Source organism: Providencia sp., assembly GCF_003533305.1.
Taxonomy (GTDB): Bacteria; Pseudomonadota; Gammaproteobacteria; order Enterobacterales; family Enterobacteriaceae; genus Providencia.
Window position 1 is genome coordinate 229,941 of record NZ_DOEH01000021.1, and the last position, 17,461, is coordinate 247,401.

Sequence of the window (17,461 nt, forward strand, 5' to 3'; positions counted from 1 at the left end):
GCCTGTTGACCCTACTAAGCCTGAAATTGTAGTTGTTGATGCGACCAATTCAAGTCGTGCAATGGCTCGTACCGCAGAGCGTGGCTTTAAAGTACTCGATTTTTATCAAAGCAAATTAAATAATCTTAGCTATAGCCGTTGCCAACTAGGTGATAGTAATTACTGTGTCGGTATATTTAGTGAATATAATAATGTAAGCGATAACCATCAAGTTGCTACAGGTCTATATAGCACATTACGCCTACCCGTAGAAAATTGGACAGTTGGGGCAGCCGTCAATTTCGCAAACAGTACAACATTAAGTGATAACTACGACACTCGTGGCTCAAATCAACCCGCAGTGGGCTTGTTTACGCGCTATCAACAAAATCGAAATAATAATGGCTTTTATGCCGATATATCCGCTTCTTATTTAAACCAAGATGTAAGCATCTCTCGTGATACACTAAAAAACACTGAAAATGGTAAAGGTGACGCAACAGTTAAAGGCTATCAAGCTCGTCTTAGCATTGGGTACGGAATACCTGTGACTAACCAAACCCAAATTCAACCTGAAATAGCATTAACTCACAAAAAAATCAGCCGTAGTGGCTATACTGAGCATCAAAATGCAGAGTTCGCTGCTAAATATGGTCGTATGGGCAATGAACGCACTGATTTGCAGTTGGGTATGAATTTTAAACATGAATTCAATGAGATGCTTAATTTAGATGGCAGTATTGGTAGTGATTTCAAATTAAATAGCGAACGTGATGCCTTTAATGGGTACATATCGCATATTGGAGCCTACTCTTATGACAAAGGTGACGAACGTAATGTTTCACCTTATGCATCCCTCGGTATTAATATGAATGTTACTAAAAATTCAACCATTCGCGCATCAACAAAGTGGCAACAAACCGCGTATGAACACGATGGTGTGCAAGGTGTTTTAAGTTACTCTTACTACTGGTAAGTTGTTAATCAAATGATTTAGGGGTCTGATGTTAAAATTTACATCTAAAATAGACCCCTTAATCTTATAAACCCTGTCAAATAACTCACTGTTATACTTGATAAAAATATGCCACAAACTATTGATATTCATAATGAAAAATCATAAATATCAATAGAACATTAATTTTATTTTCTTTTTAAGAAAAGATTTTATAAGTGAACGTATTTTCAATATCGCACCTTCTAAGTAAAAGCGATTCGTTAACGTGTAAGGTTAATAAAATATATATAACCCTTCCAGTTTAAGCGATTAAATTCAATAACCATAGGCTATTTATGACTTATCCTAATTGGGTCATTGTTTATAGCAAAGTTAATTTGAATATAAAAAGTTAATCCAAGACATCAAGACGAATAGTAAAAGATAGCTAATACAATACTACTTTTAGCTCATAGGCAATCGGCTGAAGGTTATAATCACGACCTTCGGTCTGCACTCAAAGTAAATAACTTTTTATTTTAAGCTCAAATAATTAATTATACTTTGTGAAAATTTTGGGTGAAATGTATTCTAAATCCAAAATTACAAAAGATCTTTGCTCCTAGACGACAAAAAATAACGATGACCTAATGACTATTTTGAATAAAAATGCCCTACCGCTACTCCAAGCAAAAAACGGTAAGGCAATTAATTCATAATATCCAATTAAATATAGTATCACACTGGCATTGACATAATTTCTTGATAAGCTGACACCAGCTTATTTCTTACCTGAATCCCCATTTGTAGACTCAAGCTCGCTTTTTGCATATCAACCATCACATCATTTAGGGAAATATCTTGTTTACCTAGCGTAAAGTCTTCGACTTTCTGTGCTGATTGATTACGTACCTGATTGATTTGATTAACGGATGCAACTAAGTGATCGGCAAAACCAACAGGCTCAATGATAGGCTTAGTTTGATTTGTCGCTTGTGTCGCCACAACATTTAGCTGTGATAAAACGCCTTCAATTGCTTGGATTGTCATCTTTTTCTCAACTTGTTATAGAGTAAATTCTTTCAAAAAATTATTTAGCTTGCCTACCCTACCACACCATTTTTAACTTGAAGCCGATAAATAACACCTAAATTAGGGGCTGATTCCGTCATTAGAACCCAACAAAGCATTAAATAATAGCAGCGTAAAAAAGTGACGTTACGAAGAGGGAAATAACATTGTTTCACCAAAAGTATTTTCATCCGTCTAGTCTGCAAAGCAGGGAATATTTATGAGTGCCGCATCTAAAGATACGGGAGAGGCCAAAACAGGTTTTGCCTCAATTGTTGAGAGTATAAAAGCCAATCCTAAAATACCGTTAATTATTGCCGGTGCTGCAGCGATATCGATTGTTGTCGCCCTTCTTCTCTGGTTACGCAGCCCTGACTATCGCGTACTGCTTAGCAATTTGAGTGCTAAAGACGGTGGCGAAATTGTAAGTCAGTTGACTCAGATGAATGTACCATATCAAATTGCTGATAATGGTAGTGCCATTTTGGTTCCCGCGGATAAAGTCCATGAATTACGCCTAAAATTGGCACAAACGGGTTTACCTAAAGGTGGTAATACCGGATTTGAGTTACTTGATAAAGAACAGTTTGGTATTAGTCAGTTTAGTGAACAAATTAACTACCAACGTGCTTTAGAAGGTGAATTATCTCGTACAATTGAATCACTTAGCCCAGTACAAAGTGCTCGGGTACATTTAGCTATTCCCAAACCGACTCTTTTTGTTCGTGAACAAAAATTACCAACAGCGTCAGTCACCGTCGGCTTATTACCTGGCAGAATGCTTGATGAAGGTCAAATCAACGCTATCGTACATATGGTGTCAAGCAGCGTAACGGGTCTGACAGCCGCTAACGTGATTATTGTTGATCAGACAGGTCGTTTGCTAACGAATAATGATAATAGCCAGCAATCTGCGAACAACGCGCAAATCAAAATGACAAAAGAGATGGAGTCACATCTCAAACAACGCATTGAAGATATTTTGTCACCATTAGTCGGTCGTGCAAATATTCATGCACAAGTTACCGCCCAAATGGATTTCTCTAAAGTTGAACAAACTTCCGAAGAATATAAGCCAAATCAAAAACCTGATGATGCCGCTATCCGTTCGCGCCAAAACAGCCAAAGTACGCAAAATAGCAACGGCGGTCCAGGCGGTGTTCCGGGTGCACTATCCAACCAACCTGCTAGTGCGCCTAATGCTCCAATAGAAACCAATAAAGATAATAAAGACACACAGCAAACCGCTAACACGCGTAATACGACAGTTAACTCGCAAAGCGATGAAACGACGAATTACGAAGTGGATCGCAAAATTAGTCACACCCAGCGACAAATCGGCGTGGTTGATAGGCTTTCTGTCGCCGTTATCGTTAATTATCATTCTCAGCAAGGTGAAAGTGGTCCAGAAATGAAACCATTGCCACCAGAAATGATGAAACAAATTGATGCATTAACCCGTGAAGCGATGGGCTACTCTGCTAACAGAGGCGATTCAATCAACATTACAAACTCATTATTTACCGATGAGTCACCGATTGAAGCTGAGCCATCGATGCTGGATAACCCGCAGTTGATCGCCCAAGCCTTGGATTATGGAAAAATTCTGCTGATTGCCATTATTGCTTGGTTTATGTGGCGCTTTGGTATTAAACCTCAATGGGTTAAATACCGTAAAACACAACAAGCACAAGCGGATGCCGATGTTTTTGTCGCGACACAGAAAATTGCACCATTCGTCGTAGAAGAAGAAATTGATGAAGAGATGGATGAGAAAACACGTCGTCGTCTGACTCGTCAACGTGTGAGTGCTGAAATTCAAAGTCAACGTATTCGTGAAATGGCCGAAAAAGACCCACAAGTGGTGGCTATGGTTATCCGTCAGTGGTTAGGAAAATCGCAATGAGTTTAAGTGGAACAGAAAAAAGCGCCGTAATGCTAATGACTCTCGGCGAAGATCAGGCTGCGGAAGTATTTAAGCATCTGAATCCAAAAGAAGTTCAACAATTGAGTATGGCGGTGTCTAACATGCGCCAAATCTCCAACAATGAACTGGCGGAAGTGTTAACCGAATTTGAAGAATCAGCCATTCAGTTTGCAGCATTGAATATCAACACTAACGATTACCTACGTTCAGTGTTGATCAAAGCACTTGGCGAAGAACGCGCATCAAGCTTGCTCGAGGATATTTTCGAAAAACAAGAAACCACTTCAGGTATCGAAAGCCTCAACTATATGGAACCGCAAACCGTTGCCGATATCATTCGTGATGAACATCCGCAAATCATCGCAACCATATTGGTTCACTTAAAACGTAACCTTGCAGCCGATGTTTTAGAGTTATTTGAAGAGCGTCAACGCAATGACATTATGCTACGTATCGCAACCTTTGGTGGCGTACAGCCAGCGGCATTAGCAGAGCTGACTGAAGTTCTTAATAACTTGCTTGATGGCCAAAATCTCAAACGCAGCAAAATGGGCGGCGTAAGAACCGCGGCAGAAATTATCAACTTGATGAAAAATCAGCAAGAAGAAAGCGTTATCGATGCAATGCGTGATTACGATGGTGAGCTGGCTCAGCGTATCATTGATGAAATGTTCCTATTCGAAAATCTTATCGAAGTGGACAACCGCAGCATTCAGCGTGTTCTACAAGATGTTTCTACCGATTCGTTGGTTATTGCCCTCAAAGGCAGCAATCAAGCGCTGCGCGACCATTTCCTCAACAATATGGCCGCACGTGCAGCCGAAATTGTTCGCGACGATTTGGAATCTCGTTCACCAGTGCGTATGTCACAAGTGGAAAGCGAGCAGAAAGCCATCCTACAAGTGGTTCGCCGTTTAGTCGAAAAAGGCGAAATTGCGATAGGTGGTGGAGACGATGTCTATGTCTAAGTCAACAAAATCAAACGAACAATGGCAGCCTTGGCAACTACGTGAGCTTAATCAATGGGAGCTTAATTCCTCAGGAATTCCTTCATTAAGTAATGTACCTGAGCCAGATGTGCCTAAGATCCCCTGCCTTGAGCCAAAAGAGGTGTTAGAGCAAATTAATTTGCTGGATAACATCAAAGCAGAGGCTCAGCGCACGGGCTTTCAGCAAGGTCATGAAAAAGGCCAGCAAGAGGGTTATCAAGCCGGTTTTGAGCAAGGCCTACGAGCAGGAGAAGAACAAGGTCGCGAGCAAGCGCTCGCCCTGCAACAGCCCGTTATCGAAACTTGGCAAAAATTGCTGTCTGAGTTTAATTATTCTCTAGATACCTTTGATACGGTAGTGACCACCAAGCTGCTGCAAATTGCATTAACTGCGGCTAAGCAAGTTTTGGGCCAATCTACCGTTTGTGATGGTACTGCATTACTTGAAGAAATCAGTAACCTATTACAACAAAAACCTGTCTTCAGTGGTCAGCCTGAATTGCATGTTAATCCAAATCATTTTGAGTTGATTGAACAGCACCTTGGCTCACTGCTGAATCTTAATAATTGGCGTCTAGTGGCTGATCCAAAATTGCATATTGGTGGTTGCCGTGTTGTCGCTGAAGATGGCGAAATTGACATGACCGTTGCCACTCGTTGGCAAGAACTGTGCCGGTTATATGCACCGGAGAGCTTATCATGACCGCTCGATTAGGGCGCTGGATTGCAGCACTCGATGGTTTTGAATCTCGAATGAAAGGTATTCCAATGGTGCGCCAATACGGCCGCCTGACTAAAATCACCGGATTGGTGATGGAAGCCGAGGGCATCAAGATGCCCTTGGGCGCCACCTGTTTTATCGAGCGTTCTATGAATGGCGGTACTGATGAGGTCATTTGTGAAGTTGTCGGCTTCAATGGCCCTCGCATGTTATTAATGCCATTAGCCGATTTAGAAGGTATTGCGCCCGGGGCACGTGTTTATGCACAATCTACTGGTGATGAAGGACAAACTAGCCGTTTATTACCTCTTGGCAATGAGCTGCTCGGCCGCGTGCTAGATGCACAGGGTAATCCCCTTGATGGTAAAGGCGTACTCGAAGTTAAAACACGCGCTCCGCTAATTACTCCACCTATCAACCCATTAGAACGATCGCCAATTAATAGCGTACTCGATGTTGGTGTCCGCGCCATTAATGCCTTACTCACCGTCGGTCGTGGCCAGCGCATGGGTTTATTTGCTGGTTCTGGCGTCGGTAAAAGTGTGCTTCTCGGTATGATGGCGCGCTTTACTCAAGCCGATATTATTGTGGTTGGATTAATTGGCGAACGTGGCCGAGAAGTTAAAGACTTTATTGAAAATATTCTAGGTGCCGAAGGCTTAAAGCGCGCCGTTGTCGTCGCGGCGCCTGCGGATGTTTCCCCACTATTGCGCATGCAGGGGGCATCCTATGCCACTCGTATTGCTGAATATTTTCGCGACCTCGGTATGAGTGTTCTATTAATTATGGACTCACTTACCCGCTACAGTATGGCGCAGCGTGAAATTGCATTAGCTGTCGGTGAACCGCCTGCCACCAAGGGATATCCACCTTCTGTTTTCGCCAAACTTCCGGCCTTAGTTGAACGAGCGGGTAATGGTAAAAATGGCGGCTCAATCACGGCATTTTATACCGTATTGACCGAAGGGGATGATCAGCAAGACCCTATAGCTGACTCTGCTCGCGCTATTCTTGATGGCCACATTGTGCTTTCTCGTTCTTTGGCTGAATCAGGACATTATCCTGCGATTGATGTTGAGGCTTCCATCAGTCGCGCAATGACTGAATTAATCACCAAAGACCATTATCGTAAAATTCAACGCTTTAAACAGCTGACATCAAGTTACCAACGCAACCGAGATTTAATTAACGTCGGTGCTTACGCAATGGGAACCGATCCTTTACTTGATTCAGCCATTCAGTATTACCCACGTATGTCTAAATTTTTACAGCAAGATATTGATGAACGTTGTGATTATCAAACAGCTTGTGAGCAACTTATACAGGTTGTTCCAAGTGAATAGCGAGGGGATAAATGTCAAATAACAATGCCTTAGCCACATTATTAAGCTTAGCTGAAAAAGCCTCCGAAGAGGCAGCAAAAGTATTGGCACAGGTACGTCAAACGCATACGCAAATGAGCCAACAACTCAATATGTTGGAAAATTATCAGTCAGAGTACCGACAAAAACTAAATCAAACTCTGCACGCTGGAATGGCGTCTGACAAATGGCAAAATTATCAACAATTTCTAGTGACTCTAGAGCTCACCATTGAACAGCAACAACAGCAACTGACTATGTGGGAGCAACGAGTTAACGACGCCAACCGCCATTGGCAAGAAAAACAACAACGAGTCAACGCGTTTGATACCTTAATTCAACGCGCGGAACATACCGAATGCCAACGTCAAAATCGTTTAGAGCAAAAACAGATGGATGAATTTGCCCAACGAGCGACTTTACGGAGAATCCAATAAATGGATGTCAACGCGAACTTACTACCCACAGCTTTACCGGCTAATACCGCTAAAAATGCCAATTCGCAAAAAAATGAAACACATACTGATGAAAATCAAGCTACTGCGTTGCCATTTCAAGCCGTATTAGAGAGCCAACAACCAGCGCCTAAAAATACACAAGCGGATGCTTCCACAAAAACGCCAAATGATGAAAATGGACTGAATAAGCAAATTGTCTCGGATAAGCTCGCTGAATCAAAAATTGAGGCAACTTCGCAACCGCCGATAACCAAAGAAAGTGCTGAAAATACCCTTGATCAGCTCAATTTCAGTCGTAATTTGCGCGCTGATAACGGGTTAGCAATAGACAGCACACAAACTGCGCTAAAAGCCGAGCTTCTGACAGGTAAGCAAGAGGGTGAACAAGCGTGGCAAGATAATTTAAAGTTATCTTTAACCGATCGCATGCAGACTACATCTACGACAACTATCACTACAGATAAGCAAACAACCCTCGGTGTATTCACCCAGAAGATGCAACCGTTGAATGATGATATACAAAATGCCTCACAAACTGATGGTAAGCATTTAATTGGCTCACAGTTGGAATTAGCAGACGAAGAAAAAGCGCCAACTTTGGGTGTATTTATCAAAAATGAAAAAGATGAACGCCGCGATCAGCCACTTTTTTCGCTAGATAATCATCGTGATATCACCACTAAAAAATTAACTGAAGACTTTGCGCCTCTGAATAAAAAAGTTGTCGATAAAGAACCATTATCGAACCTACAAACTATCGTATCAGACAGTATCAATAGTGGTGCAAAAGGCGCATTTACAATCCAAAGTGAAACTGGGGCTTTTGCTAGCTCACAAACTCACCAAGCAACAACACAAGCCATTAGCATGATGCCTACGCAGTCAACGGCACAAGCAGCGGCGATGAATGCGCCAATGGCTCCACCCACTTTGCATCTCAATAGCCAATTGGGAAGTGAAGCTTGGCAACAACAGCTAAGCCAACATATGCTATTTTTCTCACGCCAAGGTATTTCACAGGCTCAGATTCGTTTACACCCCGAAGAACTCGGTTCCCTGAATGTTCATTTGCGTATTGAAGACAACCAAGCTGTGATGCATTTCGTTTCACCTCATAGTCATGTGCGCGCCATTATGGAGTCTATGATGCCTGTTTTGCGCAGTGCATTGCAAGAAAGTGGCATTAACTTAGCACAAGGCTCGGTTGGGCAAGATAATTTCAATCAACAATCCGATTCCCAACAGCAAAACGCCACCCATCATGATGGAAAAATTACGGCGACGCATTCAACGGCTGGTGCCGTCGGGATCAGTGAGGCGAATACTATCAATTCCGTTAATAACAATACGGCTCGCCAAGGTGGCATCAACACTTTCGCATAATTAATAAACAAATGGCGGTGATTTTATAACTGAAGCCCAGAGTTACCGCCTTTTTGTTTCGTTTTTCACTCCTTTAACTCTACGCAAGCAAGCCATAATGCTAGAGATCATAAAGTAAAAACCCATTTGGGTTTGGCATCTAAGAAACAGGAATTCAGCTAACATGTCGTCTTCACGCAATGAATCTAAGAGTTCGAATAAAGGGTTGATCATACTGTTCGCCCTTCTCGCCCTAGCCGGTGCTGGTTTTGGTGGTTATAGCTGGTGGATGACACAACAAGAGGCTCATGTCACAAATGAAGACGAAAAACGTCCTAATATGCCTCAACCGATTTTTATGGAGCTGGAACCTTTTACCGTTAACCTGCCAGGGTTAAGCGACGCACCAGATCGCGTGCTCTATATCCATATCACCTTGCGTCTTGCGAATGAGAAATCACGTAAACAACTTCATGAATATATCCCTGAAGTACGTAGCCGTATATTGCTTCTGCTTTCAGAACAACAATCTAAAATAATGAGCACTCATGAAGGCAAGCTGAAATTGATGAAAGAAATTAAGGGTACGCTAACTCCTGCTTTGATCCCCGGAGATACCGATCAGGATATTTCCGATGTGCTATTTACTACTTTTATTCTGCGATAATTCTAATGAGCGATAATATTTTATCTCAGGCTCAAATTGATGCGCTACTGAATGATGATGCGCCATCAACCAATACGCCTGCTCCCGAGCATCAAGGAAAAGATAATATCCGACCATATGACCCGAATACTCAACGTCGAGTTATTCGGGAGCGGATGCAATCCCTTGAAATCATTAATGAACGCTTTGCCCGTCAATTCCGAATGGGTCTATTTAATATGCTGCGCCGTAGTCCAGACATTACGGTTGGCGGCATTAAAATCGAGCCTTATCATGAGTTTGCTCGAAATTTACCCGTACCAACAAACTTAAACTTGATTCACATGCCACCTTTACGTGGTACAGCGCTATTTACTTTCGAACCCGCACTAGTTTATATCGCTGTGGATAATTTATTTGGTGGCGATGGCCGTTTCCCTGTTCGTTCAGAAGGCAAAGAATTTACGAATACCGAGCAGCGTATTATCAATCGAATGCTCAAATTAGCTTTGAATGCCTATCGTGATGCTTGGAAACCAATTGCCGATATCGAAGTTGAATATGTTCGTTCTGAAATTCAAGTTAAGTTTACCAATATCACCACGTCGCCAAATGACATTGTCGTTACAACGCCGTTTTTAGTCGAAATTGGTAACACCGTGGGTGAATTCAGTATTTGTATTCCGATTGCCATGATTGAGCCACTGCGTGAGCGTTTAATTAATCCGCCAGTGGAGCAAGGACATCAAGAAAATGAAGCTTGGGTCACCAATTTAGTCACTCAAGTGAAACGTTCTGAACTTGAACTCGTCGCTAATTTTGTCGATATTCCGCTACGAATTTCCCGATTACTGCAACTCCAAAAAGGGGATGTTATCCCTATAGATAAGCCAGACCGCCTGATGGTGAATGTCGATGGCGTGCCGGTATTGACCAGTCAATACGGAACCCAAAATGGCCAATATGCGTTGCGCGTAGAACATTTGATTAACCCTGTTTTAAACACTCTAGATGAGGAAAGTACCAATGAGTGAGGCGAAGAATTCTTCTGATGCATCAACCAATCAAGACACTGAAGACCTGTGGGCTGAAGCACTAGAACTGCAAAAAAAAGCGGAATCCGCCGCCTCAGGTGCGCAAGCCTTTGATAGCTTTGATGGGCAAAATCCACTCAATCAGTTATCTGACATCAATCTGATTATGGATATTCCCGTTCGCCTTTCGGTGGAATTGGGTCGCACTAAAATGACTATCAAGAAATTACTGAGTCTATCTCAAGGCTCGGTCGTGTCTCTGGATGGTTTAGCTGGTGAGCCTTTGGATATTCTGATCAATGGTTACTTAATCGCTCAAGGTGAAGTGGTCGTGGTTTCGGATAATTATGGTATTCGAATTACTGACATTATCACACCATCTGAACGTATGCGCCGCTTAAGCCGCTAAGCTAATAAACAGGTGAATAACTGAATATGACATTACCGACTGAAACTCAACAGACACCGAACAACGCGCCATTTTTATCTAGCACTATCATGCCAAGTGAACCTGCTGCGCCGGCTATCAATCATAATGATAGTTTGATACAAATTTCGGGGTCTCTTGGCGGTATTATTTTATTGATACTTGTAGGCGCTTGGTTGGTCAAAAAATTAGGCTTTGCACCCAAAAAAATGGGTAAAAACCAAATTATTAATGTTAAAGGCAGTTGTTCACTGGGTAATAAAGAGCGCGTTGTCGTGATTGAAGTTAATCATGAATATTTAGTGCTCGGCGTTACGGCTCAGACCGTCAATTTGTTGCATCAATACCCTGCTCAATCAGAAAATGAATTTGATGCACAATTAGAGCCACTCACGTTTCAATCTTTATTAAATAAAAAACAAGATGCCGCCAAAAAAGCGGCTTCGGTTGTACCTATTTATAAGTAACCGGAAGCGCACATGTTATCTTTAAAACCGACCGCGGTTATTGCTGCGCTCTTGTTTATTCTGCCCAACAGCGCTTTCGCAGCGCTACCCGCAGTTATCAGCCATACGCTCGCTGATGGTGGCCAAACATGGTCATTGCCTGTACAAACACTGCTATTTTTAACACTACTTGGTTTTATCCCTGCATTACTATTAATGATGACCAGTTTCACCCGTATCATTATTGTGCTGGGATTATTGCGAAATGCGCTAGGTACCCCTTCTGCACCACCCAACCAAGTGCTGCTAGGATTAGCTCTGTTCCTCACCTTTTTTGTGATGTCCCCCGTGGCAGATCAGGTTTACCGTGAGGCATATCAACCTTTTAGTGAAGATAAAATCAGCCTTGAAATCGCCTTAGAGAAAGGAACTGCGCCGTTTAGAACCTTTATGTTAGGGCAAACTCGTGAGTCAGACTTAGCATTGTTCGCACGTATCGCCAAAATTGGTGATATTCAAGAAGCTAAAGATGTTCCGATGCGAATTTTAGTACCTGCGTTTATTACCAGTGAGCTAAAAACAGCATTTCAGATCGGTTTTACCATTTTTATTCCTTTTCTGATCATCGACCTCGTTGTCGCCAGTGTTCTTATGGCGTTAGGTATGATGATGGTGCCACCTGCAACTGTTTCGTTGCCATTTAAATTAATGCTATTTGTACTGGTTGATGGCTGGCAATTGTTGCTTGGTTCATTATCGCAAAGCTTTTTTAATTAGGAATTATTATGACACCTGAATCCGTTATGGCGATGGGCACTGAAGCAATGAAGATTGCGCTAATGCTAGCAGCACCTTTATTGCTAGCCGCCCTTGCTGCTGGTTTGATTATCAGTTTGCTACAAGCCGCGACTCAGGTGAATGAGATGACGTTGTCATTTATTCCTAAAATATTATCTGTAATTTCGGTATTAATTATCGCTGGCCCTTGGATGCTAAACTTGCTCACTGACTATATACGCGCCTTATTTACTAATCTGCCGTTTATAATTGGTTAGCAATGTTAACCATCACCAGTGAAACACTCACACTGTGGCTTAGCCAAGGTTTTTACCCTTTCATACGCCTTTTGGCGCTGTTTGGTACAGCGCCATTTTTTAATGAAAAACAATCAGTAACTAAAGTTCGCGTCATGCTAGCGTTCTTTATTGTTTTGATTGTATCGCCGCAACTTCCCGTGGTTAATATTCCACTGTTTTCTGCTATGGGTTTATGGGTGATTGTTCAGCAAATGGTGATTGGTGTCGCTATGGGATTAACGATGCAAATGGCTTTTGCTGCTGTACGCCATGCGGGTGAAGTGATTGGCTTGCAGATGGGATTATCTTTTGCGACCTTTTTTGACCCGACTGGCGGCCCTAACATGCCGATTCTGGGACGTATTTTAAATCTTATTACACTATTACTTTTTCTCGCCTTTGACGGCCATTTATGGCTTATTTACATTTTGGTGAGTTCTTTTGACCTACTACCGATTCAAACGGCTCCTCTAAATCGAGATGGTTTTTGGGTCTTTGTACAATTTGCTAATACCATATTTATCAATGGATTAATGCTGGCATTACCCTTTATTATTTTATTTTTAATCCTCAACCTTGCCCTCGGTATATTAAACCGCATGACCCCGCAACTCTCCGTATTTGTCGTCGGTTTCCCCCTCACCCTGACAATTGGCATCAGTATGTTAGGCGTGCTTATTTCCATTCTCCCCAGCTACACAGAACGTCTTATTAGCCAAGCCTTCGAACAGTTATCACTGATGTTTAATTTGTTTGTTTGATGGTTTTTGACAACTTTTATCAATTACGTATTTAAGATTTGCGCTCAAATACTGGATAAACCGTTTTAAATATAAAGGTATTGGGTGCTATTAATGTTAATGATCTCAGAAGAGAGTTAATTAAAGCCACCCAAACTGATTTTTTGTTAAGACTGAAACAATTTTGGCGGGGATGGCAGCTACCGCTGTAACTGGATTTGCATTCAGTTTCTTGCTGGGTGGTCCTTTAGGGCTTCTTAGTTACGGATTAATTATGTCTGGTGTCGGTACTTTGATTGATGATAAATTAATTGAAGATACAAATAAACTAATTGGCATTTAATTAATTGAATAAAAATCTGCTTATTTATTCAGCAGCTTTTTTACCAATAAACCTAACAATAAAAATAGTGTAATCGGAATGGAAAATAAAAACACGGTCCCATAATATATCGCTAATCCGCCCATTTTACCGGGAGTGTCCATAAATAATCCTCTGTTCCAAAACTCTCGAGTGGTGAATTTCAGGAATAGCCATTCAGCCGCCCATTTGGACAATGGATATAATCCTATGCCGGAAATACTAATTAATAAAATTAAATGCTTATATTTTAATTCACTATCCAGACATGAGTATAAAAATAAAGCACCAATAAACCAACTCCAGCACATATTTTGAATATAATATTGTTTACTCACTGAAGTTTATTTTGTTAAAAATTGAGTGTTAATTTACCTTAAATTTCCCTTGCTTCCATTGCTTTATAGTATTAGCTTTGGCGGCAGAACTCTGAACATAACCAATCCCCCACGAACCGACACCATACTGATAAATCTGATGTTTATAGGCACTTTCAGCTGTCGCTTCACCTGCATAAGGGGCGACCGTATCCTGAAATGCCATAATTCCATCATTTGTTCCGAAATCAGGCCAGTCAGCAATAAATCGTTTGATATCATCAGCTCCTTTTTTACAGGCTACTACTAATTCTTTATACGGTGTTTCAGCTCCCTCTTTAATTAATGCTTTAGCATTATAATCACAGTTATAACCAATATAAGCATTAACTGCTTGTTCATATTCAGTATCAGCCAACCCAAATGGGCTGAAGCTGAGAGTAATAACTAATAATATTTTTTTATTCATCAAACTTTATCCTGCTATCTCAGATGGTGGCTATAGAGCATGTTAAGATAAATCTTACATGAGAATGATACGTAATATCAAGAGTGTTTATATCTTCATGTGACAAAATTTCGTGATATAGAATTCACAAATTAATCGATTGACTCAGTCTTCATATAATGAATTATTTAATATAATACCTTTTTTTACATGCCCTGCGACTGTGATCTTTACTTTGCGAGAAAGGAGTGACATTTTAAACTTGCAATAACAAAAAAATCACACCTGAAAATAAAGATATTATTTCAAAGTGTGATTTATTTAAACGCGGTCTACTTAAACAAAAAAGCGAATTAACGGCCGCCGAATAACGACATGCTGTTCAAGTCCTTAAAGATATCTTGAGAAGCTTCAAACATCGCTTTTTCTTTATAGTAATCGGTCGTTGTGCCTGTCCAGTTAGTACTTAACAACTCGCTTTTACGCAGCTCATTTTGAATGGTGCGCGTGTCAGCCAAAAAATCTAATTTTTCGATTTCTTGTAGTTGTAAGCCTTGTTTTGCTTCAATATTAGAAACTTGGTCCAATGCTAACTTAATGCCTCTGTTAGCGGCATTTATGCCTTCTTGTGCTCTGTCTAAATCTGCTTGTGGTGCATCTTCTTGAGGAATTTTAAGCGCTTTAATCCCTTCATTCAGCGATTTAAACACATTCACCACATTGCTACCGTCTGTTTCAAAAACCTGCGCACCCGTGAAATAAGTGGTCATTTCCCGATCGCTAGACACGTTCTGCATAACAGGCTTGTCGCCACCATTGTATTTAACTTCACCATCGGCAGTGGTTTCAAATGGCGGCTTATCTGACTTAAAGCCAGCAAAAATATAACGGCCATTACCATCAGTGGTATTGCCCAGCGCCACCAACTGATCTTTAAGACCCGTTAATTGTTCTGCTAGTGAATTTCTATCTTTATCACTCAAGCCACCTTGGTTGGAAGCTTGAATAATAGTGGTATCGATTTGTGTTGTCACATCAGTCATTTGCGACAAAATACTCATTTGTAACGTCATGCCTGTTTTTGCAAAACCACGGCTCGTTACATACTGTTGATTACGGTTTTCAGATTGATTAATGCGTACCGCCTGGGATGATGCTTGCGGATCATCCGAAGGCTTACTCACTCGTTTACCCGATGCTAATTGGCTACCCGCATCCATCCAACGAGATTGTGCATTATTCATGTCTTGCAATCGTTGATGGTAAATCATATTGGTACTTAAACGCATAATATTTAAATCCTTATTTAACGCTCTCTTATCCCCAAAATAACCTTAACTTATTGTCAATAATTCAAGTTACACAGTAATGGCGATGTAATACATAGTCACTGGTAACTTGAAAAAACGAATAAATTAAAATGCGCGCATCAATGCATTAAACAAGTCATCGACGGTCTTCAATACCTGAGCATTAGCATTAAAAAACTGCTGAATCTTTTGCATCTGAATACTTTCTTCATTCATATTCACGCCAGAAATCGCTTGTTCTTGCTGATAAAAACTTTCTGTCATTTTATTTTGTGTTTCAGAGTCAATTTGAGCTTGTTTTGTTCTGCTACCAACGTCATTAACTAATGTTGCGTAGAAATCTGAGAACGTAGAACTATTATCAACCAGTTTTTGATCCTGTAATTTAACCAGTTCTTTGATGTTTTCGTTATCACCAGGACCACTATCTTTACTACCCGCTGCGGCAAAATCGGATGCATCAGTGACTTTGGTTTGCATCCCATTAATAACGCCGTTCACCGGCTTAACAACGAATGAATCCCCTTTCATGGCAGGACCATTACTGATGTTAAGTTCTATACCATCAAATTTAAGGACACCATTCGTTGCGCTATCTACAGTGACTTTACTGCCTTCTGGCAAACGAGTGACATTCCATTCAGTGCCATCAAAACGCATTTCATAGTTATTACCCGTCACCTTAGATACATCGCTGTATTTAAGATCGAAATCGACTTTACTTTGATTATAGGTATTGCTAACTACGCTACCTTTACCAATATCAAAGAAATCCCCCCCTTGTTCACCGTTAGCTTTGAAACCTTTACTATGCGCTTCATTAAATTTGGTGGTAAACACTAAGGCGAGCTTATTTAATTTTTGATAAGCAGGGTCAATCACTTCTTGGCGTGAGCGTAAAATGCCGCTTAATTCACCACCACGAAATGATTCATCCGGTATTTCACGTGCTTGACCATTTGCACCAACAAACCCAATACTAAAACGGCTGTCATCTTTAGACGATGGAACGGCTTCTAGACGATTCGCTTTTTCACCCGTGACTAATGGCAAACCATTCGCAAAGGTCACGTTATAGTTACCATTTTGTTCGATAACTTTAACGCCAATCAGTGAATTAACTTCATTCACGAGGCGATCGCGCACATCTAGCAGGTCATTAGGTTCTGAACCGCTAACTGAGCGAACTCGTGCTATTTGCTGGTTTAAACCCGCAATTTTTTCTGCGTAGATATTAATGTCTTTCACCTTGTTTTCAATTTGGTGATTAATATCGCGCTCCATTTCTTGTAGACGTCTATCGGCTTCTTTGAATTGCCCCACTAGGGCATTCGCTTTGCCTAAAAAGACATCAATCAGTGTTTTATCACTTGCATCACTGGAAGCTGAATCCAATGCAGTAAAGAAACTACCAATATTGCTTGAAATATCTTCAATATCGTTAGTCAGTAAATCATCAACCTTATTACAGTTTTTAACGTAAGCCTCATAATCACCGCTACGTGCGCGAGATTGGCTATATTGTGCGTTAACAAATTCATCAAACTCACGACGAACATGACTGAAATAAGTACCATTACCAAAATAACCGTTAGGTGTCATTGTGCCGGGATTCTCCCCGAAAACAGCACTTTGGCGGTGATAATAGCCCACACCGGCGTTCGCTAGGTTATTTGAAATAACACTTAGCCCACCTTGCGCGGCATTGACACCACTTAGCGCATTATTCATTACATTGTTCAGCATAAGCTTTTCCTGTTCTTGGCGTGTATCCCATAAGGATAGTCACCTGAATTTCTTCACTTAATCAGTTATCGGAAAATTGGCGTAAACATTTAGTCCTAACGCCCT

At 41.1% G+C, this 17,461-nt stretch carries 19 protein-coding genes and 1 pseudogene; 15 read left to right on the forward strand and 5 right to left on the reverse strand.

The window, feature by feature from the left end; translation table 11 throughout:
- A partial coding sequence (locus DD649_RS13565) for an autotransporter outer membrane beta-barrel domain-containing protein (protein WP_294107743.1) occupies positions 1–955 on the forward strand: 955 nt, incomplete at its 5' end.
- Between the two features lie 699 nt (positions 956–1,654).
- Here DD649_RS13565 and fliE read toward each other — a convergent pair.
- Positions 1,655–1,966, reverse strand: a complete 312-nt coding sequence (gene fliE / locus DD649_RS13570) for a flagellar hook-basal body complex protein FliE (RefSeq protein ID WP_336430847.1) — start codon at positions 1,964–1,966, stop codon at positions 1,655–1,657.
- Positions 1,967–2,207: 241 nt separating this feature from the next.
- Between fliE and fliF the strand changes: the two genes are divergently transcribed.
- The 14 genes and pseudogenes from fliF to DD649_RS13640 all read left to right on the forward strand — a co-directional run.
- A complete protein-coding gene (gene fliF / locus DD649_RS13575; protein ID WP_336430848.1) occupies positions 2,208–3,893 on the forward strand; it encodes a flagellar basal-body MS-ring/collar protein FliF in 1,686 nt (561 codons plus the stop codon).
- Complete coding sequence (gene fliG / locus DD649_RS13580) at positions 3,890–4,882, forward strand: flagellar motor switch protein FliG (RefSeq protein ID WP_294107748.1); 993 nt, start codon at positions 3,890–3,892, stop codon at positions 4,880–4,882. Before fliF ends, fliG begins: the two co-directional genes overlap by 4 nt.
- Entirely contained in the window at positions 4,875–5,606 is a 732-nt protein-coding gene (fliH, locus tag DD649_RS13585) for a flagellar assembly protein FliH (protein ID WP_336430849.1), read from the forward strand. Before fliG ends, fliH begins: the two co-directional genes overlap by 8 nt.
- A complete protein-coding gene (gene fliI / locus DD649_RS13590; RefSeq protein WP_294107752.1) occupies positions 5,603–6,967 on the forward strand; it encodes a flagellar protein export ATPase FliI in 1,365 nt (454 codons plus the stop codon). Before fliH ends, fliI begins: the two co-directional genes overlap by 4 nt.
- Before the next feature lie 11 nt (positions 6,968–6,978).
- A complete protein-coding gene (gene fliJ / locus DD649_RS13595; protein WP_294107754.1) occupies positions 6,979–7,422 on the forward strand; it encodes a flagellar export protein FliJ in 444 nt (147 codons plus the stop codon).
- Complete coding sequence (locus tag DD649_RS13600; protein WP_294107756.1) at positions 7,423–8,826, forward strand: flagellar hook-length control protein FliK; 1,404 nt, start codon at positions 7,423–7,425, stop codon at positions 8,824–8,826.
- A gap of 163 nt (positions 8,827–8,989) precedes the next feature.
- The gene (gene fliL / locus DD649_RS13605; RefSeq protein WP_294107757.1) at positions 8,990–9,472 is read left to right on the forward strand and encodes a flagellar basal body-associated protein FliL; all 483 of its coding nucleotides are present in this window, start codon (positions 8,990–8,992) and stop codon (positions 9,470–9,472) included.
- 5 nt (positions 9,473–9,477) lie between these two features.
- Positions 9,478–10,485 (forward strand): flagellar motor switch protein FliM, encoded by a 1,008-nt coding sequence (gene fliM / locus DD649_RS13610; RefSeq protein WP_336430850.1) that lies wholly within the window; start codon positions 9,478–9,480, stop codon positions 10,483–10,485.
- Complete coding sequence (gene fliN / locus DD649_RS13615; RefSeq protein ID WP_294107759.1) at positions 10,478–10,894, forward strand: flagellar motor switch protein FliN; 417 nt, start codon at positions 10,478–10,480, stop codon at positions 10,892–10,894. Before fliM ends, fliN begins: the two co-directional genes overlap by 8 nt.
- 26 nt (positions 10,895–10,920) lie before the next feature.
- A complete protein-coding gene (gene fliO, locus DD649_RS13620; protein WP_294107761.1) occupies positions 10,921–11,379 on the forward strand; it encodes a flagellar biosynthetic protein FliO in 459 nt (152 codons plus the stop codon).
- 12 nt (positions 11,380–11,391) lie between these two features.
- On the forward strand, positions 11,392–12,135 hold the full coding sequence (gene fliP, locus DD649_RS13625) for a flagellar type III secretion system pore protein FliP (protein WP_294107763.1): 744 nt from the start codon (positions 11,392–11,394) through the stop codon (positions 12,133–12,135).
- 8 nt (positions 12,136–12,143) lie between these two features.
- On the forward strand, positions 12,144–12,413 hold the full coding sequence (gene fliQ / locus DD649_RS13630) for a flagellar biosynthesis protein FliQ (RefSeq protein ID WP_294107765.1): 270 nt from the start codon (positions 12,144–12,146) through the stop codon (positions 12,411–12,413).
- Positions 12,414–12,415: 2 nt separating this feature from the next.
- Positions 12,416–13,195 (forward strand): flagellar biosynthetic protein FliR, encoded by a 780-nt coding sequence (fliR, locus tag DD649_RS13635; protein WP_336430851.1) that lies wholly within the window; start codon positions 12,416–12,418, stop codon positions 13,193–13,195.
- A gap of 151 nt (positions 13,196–13,346) precedes the next feature.
- A pseudogene (locus tag DD649_RS13640) lies at positions 13,347–13,517 on the forward strand (colicin-like pore-forming protein); the annotation flags it as partial.
- A 20-nt stretch (positions 13,518–13,537) separates the two neighbouring features.
- Here the strand turns inward: DD649_RS13640 and DD649_RS13645 are convergent.
- The 4 genes from DD649_RS13645 to flgK form a co-directional block, all read right to left on the reverse strand.
- Positions 13,538–13,846 carry a colicin E1 family microcin immunity protein gene (locus DD649_RS13645; protein WP_294107882.1) on the reverse strand — a complete coding sequence of 103 codons (309 nt, stop codon included), beginning with the start codon at positions 13,844–13,846 and terminating at the stop codon, positions 13,538–13,540.
- Positions 13,847–13,901: 55 nt separating this feature from the next.
- Positions 13,902–14,321 carry a hypothetical protein gene (locus DD649_RS13650; RefSeq protein ID WP_294107767.1) on the reverse strand — a complete coding sequence of 140 codons (420 nt, stop codon included), beginning with the start codon at positions 14,319–14,321 and terminating at the stop codon, positions 13,902–13,904.
- Positions 14,322–14,653: 332 nt separating this feature from the next.
- A complete protein-coding gene (flgL, locus tag DD649_RS13655; protein ID WP_294107770.1) occupies positions 14,654–15,589 on the reverse strand; it encodes a flagellar hook-associated protein FlgL in 936 nt (311 codons plus the stop codon).
- A gap of 126 nt (positions 15,590–15,715) precedes the next feature.
- Positions 15,716–17,356 carry a flagellar hook-associated protein FlgK gene (flgK, locus tag DD649_RS13660; protein WP_294107772.1) on the reverse strand — a complete coding sequence of 547 codons (1,641 nt, stop codon included), beginning with the start codon at positions 17,354–17,356 and terminating at the stop codon, positions 15,716–15,718.
- Positions 17,357–17,461: the final 105 nt, after the last annotated feature.